The organism is uncultured Porphyromonas sp. (assembly GCF_938023125.1).
Lineage (GTDB): Bacteria > Bacteroidota > Bacteroidia > Bacteroidales > Porphyromonadaceae > Porphyromonas.
This window is the reverse complement of sequence record NZ_CALHDW010000017.1, coordinates 165,102-179,228: the sequence shown is the minus strand read 5'-3', so window position 1 is coordinate 179,228 and position 14,127 is coordinate 165,102. Positions and strand designations below refer to the sequence as shown.

Genomic DNA, 14,127 nt, shown 5'->3' with positions numbered 1-14,127 from the left:
AATATTTGGAGCAAGGAAGTGTAAACAAAACAGCCCGAATTGTAAATAAAAAGGGGTGCTGCATCTCCCGACGTCGCACCCCTGGATGAAAAGATAAGAAATAAACTAACTAACCCTCAGGTGCTGCTCCCTTTGAGAGCACCTCTATGTTGTGCCACTCTCGCTCTGTAAGATGGAGCACAAAACGCAATCCCCCCTCCATCACACACTCCTTGCGAGTGGTAGGGATACGTCTATCTCTTGCTGCCGCAGGGCTTACCACTGCAACAAATCCCTTACCGGATGGAGTAAAACGTATACCCCTGCTCATACCTCTGTCATATTAAGAGGTATGGTCGCCCAGCCAGTTGCCTCCTTAACTTGAGCCTGCACAAATGTGCGAGAGGCATACGGTTGATACGACTCCTCGATGATTTTCACCCCCTCAAGGAGGCGGGCATCTTTCCTCTTGTCAGCAAGCTGACGCAGCTGGATCACCCGAGAGGGCTGTAACACTCCGCGCTTGTTGCGCGAGAGGAGATGCATCACCGTCTCGACGAGATCCGCGCTATCCTGATCTTTAGCTAACGATTGCAGATACTCTGTAACGATTGCAATACCATCCTCTACTGTGTCTCGATAGTCGTCGACAGTACGACAACCGAGCGTTATCCTGTAACGCGAGTCAGAGGTTGTAAAAGTATGCGTATACTGCCCTCCATCGCGCGAGAGATGCATTACCTCATTTTTCATTTTCAGGATTGCTTCAAAGTTGCTGTAGATGGTCGCCTTTATCATCCGCATCGTCTCGCTAAGCTCAGTGAGCTGGGTAACTGCAGTCGACACCTCACAATTGACGAGGATAGCGTAATCCTCGCGTTGCTGCTTGCGCGCTGCCTCCTCACGTTCCTGGGCTTTTTTCGCCTTAAATTCTTCGTATTCAGCCCGTTCTTCGGGCGTCATGGTTACTTGTTCTTCCATATTACTACTTATTTTAGTGATTATATCTAATTGCTAGGGTTAGATCGATATGACAACTCTCGCACAGACGCAAGCAACTACCCCATGGTCTGTGGTACAGATCTACTTCCGGTTTTGTCTTAACTCGTCCGTCATAGTTATCTATAATCTTCTGTGCCTCAATCTTGATTTTTTCGACCTCTTCGTCGGTAAGGAGTTGATGTTTGTATCCATTGGCGAGGGTCTGTAGCTGAGATTCCAGTTTGTTTTTTGCCTGTGTGGCCCAAATGGCAACAAACCACCACTCCTTCCGAGATTCTTTTTTTTGTCCTTCTATCATATCAACCAATCCTTGATTGTGCTAATCGAGAGGCTTAGTAGCTCTATATCCCTTGTCATCATAACACCCCATTGTCGCACACAATTAGCGGCGTCGGCAAAATCATCTGCATTGATAACAAATGATAGCGACTCCTTGCGAGTACGATCCCTCGCGTCGTCATACTCCAGCATTGCACATCGAGCGCGATACCATTTTTCTCGATGCCTTTCCCGATCGCAAACGGCAATTATCTGCTCGACTTTGACCTGCTTGATACTTAGTATATCTACGTCTCGATAAGAGCTAAGCTCGCTAAGCATTGCGATCTCAGCCTCATGCGACATCAACGCAGAGACAAGATAGACCTCTGTTACTTTTTTAGCCTTGCCGGCATCATCAATACGCTCATAGCGTACCTTGACCTCATAATGCAGTTTTGTAATCATAATCTTATAGTGTTATTAGTGTATATATACCTATTGCGTCGAGCACGACAGATAGCATCAGACTTGTCATGACAAATACAGATATAGCGTTGCTCCATGTGCCCATATTTTCCTCGCGCATCGCCTCGACAATAAGACCTATAATATATGCGCATATCCCTGCGTGCGCTAAAAACACGAGCACGCCTAGTATGATTAGTATCATCATCTCCTTGCCTCCTTGTACATTGCCTCTACTCGCTTAATATCCTTGAGCTTAAGCATAAACGCCCCATAGAGCGAGCGGAGTCGCTCCCGGGGAATTCGATTAAACTCGCGTATCCCCGCTGCCCTGCAGGCGGTCGCCTTGATGTACGCTATATCCACATTAAACTTACCGCACGCTGTGAGGTACTTGCCGACAACTGCGATAAGCCGCTTACGCAGCGCATCCATCGATTGATGCCCATCTCGCCGCTCAATCTCCCTCGAGAGGCAAGCGCACACGTCGACAAGCTCATGCTGCGAGAGGTCGACACTGCTCTTTACGTTGTACTGAGAGAGGAGAGCTCGCTTGTCCTCATCCGTCATACCCAGCTGCCCGGCAAGGGTATGGTATTTCTTGAGTAAGTCCTTATGGATCTTATCCATTACCTTAGTTTCTTTCATTGTTTTATACTCCTAACGTTTCTTTTAGTGCCTGATACAGGTGCTTACGAGCTGCCTGTTGAGCCTCCTCAAGATCATAATACTTACCGAGGACATCTTTATGATCCTTTTTAAGGATACACTCATTGTCCTTGATCAAGATTACATATGTAACAAGCGGAGTGCGACAAGCGATGCAGCAGACGTCCGTATTATTGACAACACGCCATCCTAACTCAATATCGTAGATGATATCACACTTAACGCTCTTATGCATATCCTCTACCACGATATCTTCCGCAGCACGGGTCTCCGATAAGACAATATCTACAATTCCCCTCGACTTCTTGCTCTTATACCGCCTATACAGATGCTGTCTAACAGCCTCTCTCATCTCCTCGAGAGCTAACACATACCTATCCGCTATCATACTCCTCCTATATTTTCGTCATATTCTCTATATTTTGGCCCCATTGTCATCATCATTCGCTCAGACCTGATTCTATAATCTTGCAGCGCACGCTTCTTTGCCGATTCTAGGGTGGGATATATCTCCTTAACCCCTCCTGCTTCGAGTACCCATCCGCATACAGCAGTCTTTATTGTGTAGACCATATCGCCCGCTTCCCCGAGCCATGTACGCTGATCATACAATGACCAGCGTATGCCTGCAATTCTGATTTGTTCCATATTACTATTACATTGCTCCATACTCCCCGCCGATTTCAAATTCTTCTGAACCGTCCTCATCACAAGATCTCCACGACCCCTTGATGCGATCGTAGGGTACAAAAGGCCTGCCGAGCAACTCAAAAACCCGGCTCTTAAAGTCCATATTGATAGCCCGGATACCCTCTTTTTTGCTTTCCACGATTGTTTCTACTCCATCCATAGATTCTGCGACCCACCACCCCATATTCTCATAGAGCGCATAAGCCCCAAAAGGGGTAAACCCATAGAGGCAGTCGCCATGCTCATTAGTACCCCAAAACCACTCAATATAGATTCTGCTCTTATTGATCGACATGGTAAATGCCTGACTATCTAAGTCCATCCTATCATCACTTACTAGTGTTACTATCTTACCGTTGCGCACAACAATCGTCATAGTGCCGTTATTTTCCGAGATTTTCATTTTCTGTTCCATCGTTTTTAGTCATTCTTAATATCCATTTCGGGTAGTCGTGTCGCGCGAAGTAGTGCCTCACGATAAGGAGGTTAGCTATCACTGCGCCATACCATACAAGGTATACCCACCAAGGGAGCGTGTCCACAGTTTCTGTCATTAGCGATAGCCCTGTAATAATGAGCCATGCTGTCCTTAGTACGTCTTTCATTCCATTTCCGCATTAAAGTCCTTTTTTCTCTGCTCATAGGCTACAAAGTCTGCACCTCCGTAGCCATCCTCTGTGCTGTACCTCGTCTCGCATTGCGCCACGCCCCCCACGACGCGGATCTTGATGTCCGCATCGTGCTTAATCTTGAGCTGCTTCGTGTTGTAAGCGTCACCATTACGCTCTTGCCCAATCATGATAAATAGCTTGTTCGGATGTCGATGTCTAAGGGCAATGATGTCACTAGCGGATGAGTCCTCTAAGTACATTACGCTATCGACAAAGACGATGTCGGGGGAGTGCTTTTTAGAGAGCCTTTTGCTTAATTCGGGGAGTTGCTCCCCATCAATGAGCATAATACGTCGTCCACACTCCTCTAAGCCGGCTCTTCGCCACGCCATCTGCATAGCAGGAGATAAACCCTGCTCCAGCGAGTTGTAGGCGACCTTTTTCACAAATTGAGTAAGGTACTTAGCGAGCTTAAGGCAGTAGGTTGTCTTACCGCTCCCCGACTTACCGTAGACAAACCAAATTCCACGCAGGGCAGGTCTGCCGAGATGCTTGAGCCATGCCCCCTCAAAGGGGGATATCTCGAAGCGAGCGGATAAAACGTTGTTATTAGAGTAACTCTTAGCCATTACCTCTATCCTCCCTCTTACGCTGCGTTTTTGGCCGCCCACACCGACCGCTTAACCCTGCGCAGATCGCTTTCGCTCTCTTTCGTGATTTTGCGAATTTTGGCGTCACTCTCGATGCCGTTTGCAACGCACACAAGGGCAACATCCTCCTCCCCGATTTTTGCAAGCTCAAAAAACCTTCGCCCGAGTCTCGATAAAATCTCCTCAAATCCCTTTTTCCCAAGCCGTACCCCTCGAGCAATACGAGCCTTAAGGTATTGAGTACCGCAGAGGACAATACCGCAACGCCCCTCTAGCTGATTGTACAGCGTGATAAAAAAGTAAAGGACTTGGTCGCTGAGCTTGTCCGCTTCGTCGAGGATTAAAAGGGGGTTATCCGCCCGACTAAGGGCATCTACCACCTCTTCCATCATATCATTGATGGTGTAGCCGGCAACATTCGCCCCCATCGACTTAAGCACCTTAGAGACAAAGGTGCGCCGGTTCCAGTGCTCGCCGCACGTAATGTGGTACACGTTGCGGTGCTCGTCTGCATACTCTCTGCAGGTCTCTGTCTTGCCCGATCCTGCCGCTCCGATCACACCTGCTACAAGGGCATCTTGTTGTGCTCGAGAGAGGAGCATTGATAGCTCCCTATGTACCGAGGTATCGGCAAGCTGCCACCCCTCCGATTTGGTTCGGGTCTGTTGGGCAACGCTCCGCCACATCTCCTCCGAGATGGTCTCCCAGTCCGTGCCGTTCAGCATCTTATTGATCGTCGCAGAGCTAACGCCATCTAGCGAGTTAGCCGCCTTCTTCTGTGAGCCCTTACGAGCCACATAACTGCGCAATTGCGCTACGATTTCTTCTTTTTTCATTGCTCTAATCCTATTATCTGTCTATACTGCCCCCCTAATCCCCCCGGCATTCTTTGGGGGCGACAGAGAGGCGTTTATATGCCTTTTATCCGTCGTTTAATCGCCGCTTAACTGTGACTTAAGTCTAAAACTTGTCCCAAAAACTATTGTCCGATTTCTTCTCTTTCTCTCGAGGGGCTGGAGTCTCCTCGATCTCCTCTTCCACCTCTTCGTACTCGGCTGCCTCGAGAGCTTCACTCCGTCTGTCCTTATGATTGCCCTTACTATCGACAATCAAGAGACGCCCGAGTAGTGTCTTAATGTCTGAGTGACTCCCGATCAGCCTTTCGGTCGAGCGATGTGCCTCTATTAAGGTCTCCTTAACCTCCGCTTCCATTGCATCGTTAAAGTCAAACACACGTTTCAGCTCCTCTGCATCGCCCTCTACTCGATCTTGCAATGCCATCGGTTGTACGTATTTTTCGTCAAGCAGATAACGCAGACTCTTATCCTTATTGACCACCAATACATTGCTTAAGTCGTCACGATCATAGAGCACTATCCAATCCTCCTTGCGGTGCGTACGAAACGACTGCTCGAAGGTGTCGTACACACGCTCCTTGCCCATCAACGTCGGGCATAATCCCTTACCCTGCATGCGGTTTGTGTAACCCGTTGTCTCGCCAAAGTGGAGCAGGTACTGCTCGCGGGGCATGGGGAATCGCCTATCCTCGGGCATAGCCTCATAGAGGGCGACAAACTGATCGTGCTTTATCCTCCGCTCCTCGGCAATGATGGCCTCCAGCTGCTTGACCACCTCCTTGCGGTCGGGGAAAAACTTGCGCAGCTGATTTAGGGCATCGCTATTGGGTTGGTTATCGGGATCGCTGGTGATATTGTGACCTGCCCAGTTGCCAAAACGTCGACAATACTTCTCATTAAGGATGTCGAAATAGTGCTCGATAGGCTTACTCTTAGCGTTGCCCTGTTTAGCAGGGATTAGCTTCTCGCAGCACCCTTTATACAGCATGGCAAGGTCACCCTCTAGCTTGCGGTCGAGGGCGTAGTGGTCACATTGTATCTGTCCCGTGCGGTACATTGTACCGAAGAGCTCCCTCGTGTGTTGCATCGCATTGCGCAAGGCAGCACGTATCAAGTCCTTACTCTCGTTATCCCCGATGGCATACCCGATAGGATAGTCGCAAGAGGGGTCTAATACCACCTCCAGCGTCAAGCGGTTGGTATAGGTAGTAATAGGCTTGCCCTGCTTAGTACGTGTACGTGCTTGGTAGAGGAGCTCCGCTGTCCAGCCGTCAAGCGACCACATGGCAAGTGCCGTAGTGGGCTTATATCGCTTAACCTGCATAAGACGTTTATTGCGATAGTTGGTGGCTCCGAGACGGCCATAGTCCACAAGGTGCGCATACTCCTCTCTAAAACATCCTACAGCCCGACTCGTAATACCGCTCCAACCCTGCATCTTAGCTATCTTGTTGTACTCGTCTGCTACCATCTGATTGTTAGCATTGATATGCAGGCTAAGCATCGAGAGGAGTACTCGCTTTTGTTCGTCGCTCACGATCTTAGCAGCGTACTTGTTCTGATAGTTCTTGTTGATCATCGATTCGTACCCCTCCTTTTTGTAGCGGTTGTACTTGCGTTGGAGCGAGCGGGGGTTGTCAGGGAGATTGTGTATCCAGCCTGCATCCTTGATGCGCTCTAACGCATTAGCAGCATCAACCCAAAAGTTACCCCGATGGAGACGGGGGTGCGATTGTGAGAGGCGCACTCCATCCGCAACCTCGATCTTACGGCCAAAGGAGTCGAGTACGGAGCAGGCGTGTGTATACTCTCTAATCTTATCCTCCGAGAGATGGCGACCGCCATCAAACGTGTACTCCGTGTAGTACGCCAAGGCCTCTGCGTTAAGTTCGATTTCCTCCACAAACGGCTTGCTTTTTTCTCTTTCCTTCAAATCCGGGTAACGCTCGTAAACTTGTACCTTATACTCAATAGGTAGAGTATCTAAATCATACAAGGCGGGAGTACCTTTGCAAGCACGACGTACAGGACGGAGTTTATTTCTTCTTCGTAGATTGTCAATTGCGATCTTATCAATACCACAATTACACATCTCACGGTAAGTGATGCATCTAGTCTTGTCTTGATACTCCATAACACCTATTATTCGCCCGTTACATCAGTCGCTGGCGATAAATATGCATTGTCTTTAATCCTAACGCCATCCATTATAGTACACCACGCACCAATCTGCACGTTGTTACCAATTTTCACGTCACTACAGATCTCTACATCATCCCCGATTATGCAGCCGTCGCCGATCTTTACATTCTCTCTTATAAGCACATAGTTTCCGAGCTCCACGTCGCTTCCAATCTTAATACGCAGCGAGCGTGGCAAGAGTCGCTTGAGTTGCTCAACATCCTTGTAGCGATACTCGATGACAGCACCATCCTCTGTCTCTATCTTAAGTAGTTTCATTTTTTGACCTCCTTGATTAGTGCGATTAGATTCGTGATTGTAAGCACTATTTTCTTTTCCTCGTTGTCGCCATCCTTGATAATAATAGACTTGCGTGCAAGGTCGATGGTCGCCTTTCGGTTGCCATCATCCCATACGAGGCAATCACCCTCAATTGTAAGGATCTCCTCCGCCGGAGCCTCTACAATAACTTTAGCTCCAAGTGCCAAAGCATCTCTTCTGATTGCTCTTGCAAGTGGAGTGTCTCTATTGAGTAATAGAGCGCAACGCACGGCCTCGCCACTACATCCAAGCTCACCTACAATGTGGTTCTTTGTTCCTCTTGTTACCTTCAACTTCCTTGTTACCATATCATTTTCATATCTTTGCCAGCGTCGCTGCAATAACAACGACACTGCAAAAGTATAGAACATTTCCGACACTCGCAAGTGTTTCGGCAGAAATATTCGACACAATGAATAGTATAATCGGACGAATAAAAGCCTATTCAGACACCAAGGGATTGAGCCTTAGGCAAATAGAATCTAAGATTGGAGCTAGTAATGGGCTTATAAGTGGAGCTATTAAGAGAGACGCAGACATTGGAGGCAGATGGGTCTCTTTGTTTGTAGAAAATTTCCGAGACGTAAATCCTATTTGGGTATTGCTGGGCGAAGGAGATATGCTAAGGGACACTCAACCTCCAACAGCAAAACCCGAAATAATCCCATCACCTGATGGCATACCACTAATACCCATAGAGGCGTGGGCTGGTGCGCTTAATGGAGAGGAGTACAGCATAATGGCGGAGGATTGCGATCGATACATCGTACCCTTATTCAAGGATGCCGATTTTCTTATTACCGTGAGAGGAGATTCCATGATCCCTAAGTACTACTCGGGTGATATAATAGCGTGTCGCAAGGTGTACCTTAGGGATTTATGGTTTCAGTGGGGTAAGGTCTATATTATAGATACTGATCAAGGATCGGTACTTAAGCGAGTCAAACGAGGGTCTACCGATGAGACGATTACTCTAGTATCCGAAAATCCTGAGTACGACTCATTCGAGTTGCGACGAGATCAGATATATAATATAGCTATTGTACAAGGCGTCATAAGAGCTGAATAGTCCAAAAAATGGATTTCAAAAACCCAAAACTCGGAAATTTGAATATAACAAGCTGAAAATCAAATTACTATGCATGCATCTGGCAAAATACATGCGGGTAATATGGGGGTAGATTCTCGCGATTTTTGGGCGTTTTAGCTTCTAAAAAGGGAAATATGGGGTATAGATTATACCTCTAGAGGTGTATCAATTTGACTGCCCATTCCGATAAAAATAGAGTTATCAACAATTAAGCACGACTGCCCATTTGACTGCCCATTTGACTGCCCAATGCCGTTTTTAACACTATCTTAACACAACGAAAGGCGAGTAAAAGAGGTAAAAAGGGAGCCAAAAGGCGGTAAATATGCCCCTCGAGCTCCGATCATTTACCACCCATTTACCAGGCGTTTACCGCCCTCTAAACGACCGCTAAATCCGACGCCACAAGACACACGCAGGGAGCCCTAAATACCCCTCATTTTAGCCCGATGGCAGCGCGGAGGTATGGATCTATCCACCTGCCCCCTGTAACGCCCGCAAACGCCGCTATTACGCGCTCTAGGGGCTTCTGTCGATTATGCGCCACCGACGCTGCACAAAGCCCCACAGAGGGCAAAATACACCCTCTACACACCATGCGATCGATGCCACGACAAGGCACAAAAAAAGGGCGCAAAATGCAACCCAATTCAAGCGGATTCATTTACCGCATTTACCGTTCATTTATCGCTCGAGGCAAAACTTAAAGCCAAATTCAAGCGAATTAAAGCGTAATGTACTTTTCGTTTTACATGCTCACGAGCTAAAAATCGCCCTCATCCTGCTATAACATAACGACTTAGCCACCTCTCCACTCTCTACCAGTCTTGTACTTTTCGTTTTTCCCCCCTTACAATCACCAAAAAGAGCTCTTTGCTCACCCTCTTTTTGAGTGTTTTCTTCGCTTTTAGTTTAACATCTTGCGGTGAGAAAGATCCTGTTGTAGAAGATGTTAATCTTGTCGGAACAACATGGACAGGTTTTGTTGCCACAAGAGATATCGATGGAAAACTTGTGAAAGCACCGGTTAGTATTTCCTTCCTCCAGGAGAGAGGTCGCTGGTACTTTGATGCAGATCCTACGCCTTTTGTCAGCGCCTGGGAGAGAAAATACGAGAATTTGTTCGATAATCGCTTTACCTATTTCACCTACGAAAGAAAAGGGTCTTCTCTGATGGAGCTTTCTAAATTCGATATGAGTTATACCTTTTTGCGCGGCTCTTGGATTATAAACAGACTGACCAGTAAGGATCTTTCGCTGGCAATTCGTGCAGAAGAAGAGTCGCGAGCTATTTGGCTACAACTCACTCGAAAGCCGATTAATCCTACGAACTAAGGTCTGTACGCCGGGCAACCCGAGGATGTTTGTCGGGTTGTGAAAAGTAGGGTCTAAGGGAGAGATTGCTCTCACAATTAGACTAAATTCCCACCAAAGGCTGGGGGATGCGTTACTCTCTTTGTACGCGTTCCTCAGCCTTTTTTCGATATCTCTTGAAGACAAAACCTCCTGTTAAAACATGCCTTTTAGGTTGAGTTCTCCCTTGTACTGAGAGGAGAGACAAATTGTCTTCTTAGCCTATTCCTGCCTCTTGGCATAGTATTTGTATGAAATTCCGATGTCAAGGATGGACTCGGCACTAGCGAGTGTATAGAGAGCCAATCCCCAAGAAGAAATAAATAGAATAGTAACATAATAATCGTATTCGTATGAATATCAAACCGCTTGCAGATCGCGTTGTAGTGAAGCCTGCCGATGCAGAACAGAAGTCTCAAGGAGGTATCATCATTCCCGATACCGCTAAAGAAAAGCCTCTCCGTGGTACTGTCGTAGCCGCTGGTAAGGGTACTAAGGACAACCCTATGGAATTGAAGGAGGGGGATGTTGTGCTCTACGGTAAGTATGCCGGCACAGAAATCGAGCTTGAGGGTGATAAGTTTATCATCATGCGCGAGAGCGATGTCTTGGCTATCCTCTAAGAGAAGTTCGGAGAGAGACAAGCTAACAATATCAAAGTAAGACAATCCAAAATAGAATTATACAGCAACAATAAAAGCTATGGCTAAAGAGATATTATTTGATCAAGAAGCACGCGACCTTCTCAAAAAAGGAGTGGATCAGCTTGCTAATGCAGTGAAGGTAACCCTCGGTCCTAAGGGGCGTAATGTGATCCTTGGTAAGAGCTACGGCGCTCCCCATATCACCAAAGACGGGGTAAGCGTAGCAAAGGAAATCGAACTTGAGTGCCCCTTCGAAAATATGGGTGCTCAGCTCGTGCGTGAGGTCGCATCTAAGACCAACGACGATGCCGGTGATGGTACCACTACGGCTACCGTTCTCGCTCAGAGCATTATCAATGTAGGGCTCAAGAATGTAACAGCCGGTGCTAATCCTATGGAGCTAAAGCGTGGTATTGACAAGGCTGTGGCTACCGTGGTTAAGGACATTGCCGCACAGAGCGAAGCTGTAGGCGACGACCTCAAGAAGATTGAGCACGTGGCTAAGATCTCGGCTAATGGGGACGAAGAAATCGGTCGCCTTATTGCCGAAGCTATGGGCAAGGTGAAGAAAGAAGGCGTTATCACGGTAGAAGAAGCTAAGGGTACCGACACCGAAGTAAAGGTGGTAGAGGGTATGCAGTTCGACCGCGGTTATATCTCTCCCTACTTCGTAACCAATACGGAGAAGATGGAGTGCCAAATGGAGAACCCCTACATCCTCCTCTACGACAAGAAGATCTCAGTTATCAAAGATATTCTTCCTCTCCTCGAGAAGAGCCTACAAACAGGCCGTCCTCTTCTGATCATTGCAGAGGATATTGACAGCGAAGCTCTTGCCACTCTCGTTGTAAACCGCTTGCGTGGTGGCCTTAAGATCTGTGCCGTAAAGGCTCCCGGTTTTGGTGATCGCCGTAAGGCTATGTTGCAGGATATTGCCATCCTCACGGGGGCTACTGTGATTAGCGAAGAGACCGGTTTCTCTCTCGAAGCTGCTACTATCGAAATGCTTGGTCAAGCCGAAAAGGTGACGGTAGACAAGGATAATACCACGATTGTAAACGGTATGGGCGACAAGAGCGAACTAGAGGCTCGTGTAGCTCAGATCCGTGCTCAGATCGAAAATACCAAGAGCGATTACGATCGCGAAAAGCTCCAAGAGCGTTTGGCAAAACTTGCCGGTGGTGTAGCTGTTCTCTACGTGGGCGCTGCTAGCGAAGTAGAGATGAAGGAAAAGAAAGACCGTGTAGAAGATGCCCTCAGCGCCACTCGTGCTGCTATCGAAGAGGGTACAGTTCCCGGTGGTGGTACAGCTTATATTCGTGCTATCGATGCTCTCGAAAGCCTCAAGGGTGAGACAGACGATGAGACAACCGGTATTGAGATCGTAAAGCGCGCCATCGAAGAGCCTCTCCGCCAGATCGTGGCTAACGCCGGTAAGGAAGGTGCCGTAGTGGCACAGAAGGTACGTGATGGTAAGGCCGACTTCGGTTACAATGCGCGTCTTGATAAGTACGAAAATCTTGTCGCTGCCGGGGTAATCGACCCTGCTAAGGTGGCTCGCGTTGCTCTCGAAAACGCTGCTTCCATTGCCGGTATGTTCCTAACAACAGAATGTGTTGTGGCAGACAAAAAAGACGATAAAGCAGATATGAATGCTGCCGCTGCCGCTGCAATGGGCGGTGGTATGGGTGGTATGATGTAATCCTCCCAGAGGATCATCCATAATCTTAAATAGGGTGTTGTCTCGTGTGAGAGACAGCACCCTTTCTTCTAATAGATACGCTTTGGACGAAAAGAATTACCTTTGTGAGTGATGAATATAGGAGATAAAATACCCGAGATATTAGGGCCGGATCAAGATGGTACCCTACTTAAGAGTAGCGACTTTTTGGGGTCGCCATGGATACTCTATTTCTACCCAAAAGATAACACCTCCGGCTGCACAGCTGAGGCTTGTTCCCTGCGCGATCACATTGAGGCTTTGGCCGAGAAGGGCTATCGTGTTGTGGGGGTAAGCAAGGATTCGCAGGCCTCTCACCAACGCTTCCGTAGCAAGTACGACCTCCCTTTCTCGTTGATTGCCGATGAGGAGCATCGCCTGCAAGAGGAAATGGGCGTATGGGTGCCTAAGAAAATGTATGGCAAAGAGTACATGGGTACTCTGCGCTCTACTTTTGTGGTAGATGCCCAAGGGGTAATACGTTATATATTCAGTGGCAAAGAGGTGAATACCTCTAAGCACGCTGAACAGATACTCAAAGTAATAGACAACTTATGAACGAAGAAGAAAAGCTCTCCGAGAGCACGACTCCCGATACAAAGTCTAGTCCCATCAAAGAAAAGGTGGCTATAGACAAAAACAAACTAGCCGCCATACAGATGGCTATGGAGCGCATCGAGAAAACTTACGGGAAGGGCTCCATCATGAACATGGGGGAGAGAACTTCCGATAGTGTAGACGTGATCCCTACAGGGAGCCTCGCTCTGGACGTAGCCCTTGGCGTAGGCGGATACCCTCGGGGGCGTATTATCGAAATCTACGGTCCCGAATCTTCCGGTAAGACCACGCTTGCCATCCATGCCATTGCTGAGGCGCAGCGTATGGGCGGTTTGGCGGCTATCATTGATGCCGAGCACGCTTTCGACCCCACTTATGCCGAGCACTTGGGCGTGGATATTGAGCGTCTTTGGATCTCACAACCCGACAACGGTGAGCAGGCGCTAGAGATTGCCGAGCAGCTCATCCGCTCGTCTGCTGTGGATGTAGTGGTAGTAGACTCTGTGGCTGCTCTTACCCCCAAACAAGAGATTGAGGGCGAGATGGGAGATAAGAACATAGGGCTACAAGCTCGCCTCATGTCACAAGCTTTGCGTAAGATGACTAGCGCGGTAAGCAAATCGAATGCCGTCTGCATCTTCATCAATCAATTGCGTGAAAAGATAGGCGTTACCTACGGCAATCCGGAAACAACAACCGGGGGGAATGCCCTTAAGTTTTACGCCTCAGTGCGTCTTGATATTCGCCGTAAAACTCAGCTTAAAAATGGCGATGATGTCTACGGTAATGAGACGCGCGTAAAGGTGGTAAAGAACAAAGTTTCTCCTCCATTTAAGACTGCCGAGTTTGAAATTATCTTCGGTGAGGGTATCTCTTCGGAGAGTGAAATAATCAACCTGGGTACCGATTTTGGCATTCTCCAGAAGAGTGGTTCGTGGTACAGCTACGACGGCACCAAGCTGGGGCAAGGCAAGGATGCGGTACGTCGTATCTTGCAAGATAATCCGGAGCTTAGCAGCGAACTTCGTGAGAAGATTGGCGAGGCTCTGCGTCAGCAACGAGGGATTTAGTAACCA

The 14,127-nt window shown here is 48.0% G+C and carries 20 protein-coding genes; 6 read left to right on the top strand and 14 right to left on the bottom strand.

What is annotated here, in order from left to right:
• Window positions 1–109 precede the first annotated feature (109 nt).
• From Q0090_RS05450 to Q0090_RS05390, 13 genes are all read right to left on the bottom strand, one after another.
• Window positions 110–310, bottom strand: a complete 201-nt coding sequence (locus Q0090_RS05450) for a hypothetical protein (RefSeq protein WP_297948380.1) — start codon at window positions 308–310, stop codon at window positions 110–112.
• Window positions 307–960 (bottom strand): DUF3164 family protein, encoded by a 654-nt coding sequence (locus Q0090_RS05445; protein ID WP_297948377.1) that lies wholly within the window; start codon window positions 958–960, stop codon window positions 307–309. Before Q0090_RS05445 ends, Q0090_RS05450 begins: the two co-directional genes overlap by 4 nt.
• Before the next feature lie 13 nt (window positions 961–973).
• Entirely contained in the window at window positions 974–1,279 is a 306-nt protein-coding gene (locus Q0090_RS05440) for a hypothetical protein (RefSeq protein WP_297948374.1), read from the bottom strand.
• The gene (locus tag Q0090_RS05435; protein ID WP_297948371.1) at window positions 1,276–1,707 is read right to left on the bottom strand and encodes a DUF4494 family protein; all 432 of its coding nucleotides are present in this window, start codon (window positions 1,705–1,707) and stop codon (window positions 1,276–1,278) included. The genes Q0090_RS05440 and Q0090_RS05435 overlap by 4 nt, the downstream gene beginning before the upstream one ends.
• Before the next feature lie 204 nt (window positions 1,708–1,911).
• On the bottom strand, window positions 1,912–2,355 hold the full coding sequence (locus Q0090_RS05430; RefSeq protein ID WP_297948368.1) for a hypothetical protein: 444 nt from the start codon (window positions 2,353–2,355) through the stop codon (window positions 1,912–1,914).
• 4 nt (window positions 2,356–2,359) lie between these two features.
• Window positions 2,360–2,764 (bottom strand): hypothetical protein, encoded by a 405-nt coding sequence (locus Q0090_RS05425; protein ID WP_297948365.1) that lies wholly within the window; start codon window positions 2,762–2,764, stop codon window positions 2,360–2,362.
• Window positions 2,761–3,024: a hypothetical protein gene (locus Q0090_RS05420; RefSeq protein WP_297948363.1), complete on the bottom strand. Its 264-nt coding sequence runs from the start codon at window positions 3,022–3,024 to the stop codon at window positions 2,761–2,763. The genes Q0090_RS05425 and Q0090_RS05420 overlap by 4 nt, the downstream gene beginning before the upstream one ends.
• Window positions 3,025–3,031: 7 nt before the next feature.
• On the bottom strand, window positions 3,032–3,469 hold the full coding sequence (locus Q0090_RS05415) for a hypothetical protein (protein WP_297948360.1): 438 nt from the start codon (window positions 3,467–3,469) through the stop codon (window positions 3,032–3,034).
• A 198-nt stretch (window positions 3,470–3,667) separates the two neighbouring features.
• On the bottom strand, window positions 3,668–4,306 hold the full coding sequence (locus tag Q0090_RS05410) for an ATP-dependent serine protease (protein ID WP_297948357.1): 639 nt from the start codon (window positions 4,304–4,306) through the stop codon (window positions 3,668–3,670).
• Window positions 4,307–4,323: 17 nt separating this feature from the next.
• A complete protein-coding gene (locus Q0090_RS05405; RefSeq protein ID WP_297948354.1) occupies window positions 4,324–5,163 on the bottom strand; it encodes an ATP-binding protein in 840 nt (279 codons plus the stop codon).
• Window positions 5,164–5,287: 124 nt separating this feature from the next.
• Entirely contained in the window at window positions 5,288–7,318 is a 2,031-nt protein-coding gene (locus tag Q0090_RS05400) for a hypothetical protein (protein WP_297948352.1), read from the bottom strand.
• A gap of 8 nt (window positions 7,319–7,326) precedes the next feature.
• Window positions 7,327–7,644, bottom strand: coding sequence for a DapH/DapD/GlmU-related protein (locus Q0090_RS05395; RefSeq protein ID WP_297948349.1), 318 nt, complete (start codon window positions 7,642–7,644; stop codon window positions 7,327–7,329).
• The gene (locus Q0090_RS05390; protein WP_297948346.1) at window positions 7,641–7,994 is read right to left on the bottom strand and encodes a hypothetical protein; all 354 of its coding nucleotides are present in this window, start codon (window positions 7,992–7,994) and stop codon (window positions 7,641–7,643) included. Before Q0090_RS05390 ends, Q0090_RS05395 begins: the two co-directional genes overlap by 4 nt.
• A gap of 104 nt (window positions 7,995–8,098) precedes the next feature.
• Between Q0090_RS05390 and Q0090_RS05385 the strand changes: the two genes are divergently transcribed.
• Window positions 8,099–8,755 (top strand): LexA family transcriptional regulator, encoded by a 657-nt coding sequence (locus Q0090_RS05385; protein WP_297948343.1) that lies wholly within the window; start codon window positions 8,099–8,101, stop codon window positions 8,753–8,755.
• A gap of 457 nt (window positions 8,756–9,212) precedes the next feature.
• On the opposite strand, the gene Q0090_RS05380 is transcribed toward Q0090_RS05385, so the two are convergent.
• A complete protein-coding gene (locus Q0090_RS05380) occupies window positions 9,213–9,440 on the bottom strand; it encodes a hypothetical protein (RefSeq protein ID WP_297948340.1) in 228 nt (75 codons plus the stop codon).
• Between the two features lie 209 nt (window positions 9,441–9,649).
• Here Q0090_RS05380 and Q0090_RS05375 point away from each other — a divergent pair, with 209 nt between their 5' ends.
• The 5 genes from Q0090_RS05375 (at window position 9,650) to recA (ending at window position 14,121) form a co-directional block, all read left to right on the top strand.
• Window positions 9,650–10,111, top strand: a complete 462-nt coding sequence (locus Q0090_RS05375) for a hypothetical protein (protein WP_297948338.1) — start codon at window positions 9,650–9,652, stop codon at window positions 10,109–10,111.
• Window positions 10,112–10,482: 371 nt separating this feature from the next.
• Entirely contained in the window at window positions 10,483–10,752 is a 270-nt protein-coding gene (locus Q0090_RS05370) for a co-chaperone GroES (RefSeq protein WP_004332194.1), read from the top strand.
• Between the two features lie 79 nt (window positions 10,753–10,831).
• Window positions 10,832–12,475, top strand: a complete 1,644-nt coding sequence (groL, locus tag Q0090_RS05365) for a chaperonin GroEL (protein WP_297948335.1) — start codon at window positions 10,832–10,834, stop codon at window positions 12,473–12,475.
• Window positions 12,476–12,586: 111 nt separating this feature from the next.
• Window positions 12,587–13,051: a peroxiredoxin gene (locus Q0090_RS05360; protein ID WP_297948784.1), complete on the top strand. Its 465-nt coding sequence runs from the start codon at window positions 12,587–12,589 to the stop codon at window positions 13,049–13,051.
• Window positions 13,048–14,121 carry a recombinase RecA gene (gene recA / locus Q0090_RS05355; protein WP_297948332.1) on the top strand — a complete coding sequence of 358 codons (1,074 nt, stop codon included), beginning with the start codon at window positions 13,048–13,050 and terminating at the stop codon, window positions 14,119–14,121. Before Q0090_RS05360 ends, recA begins: the two co-directional genes overlap by 4 nt.
• Window positions 14,122–14,127: the final 6 nt, after the last annotated feature.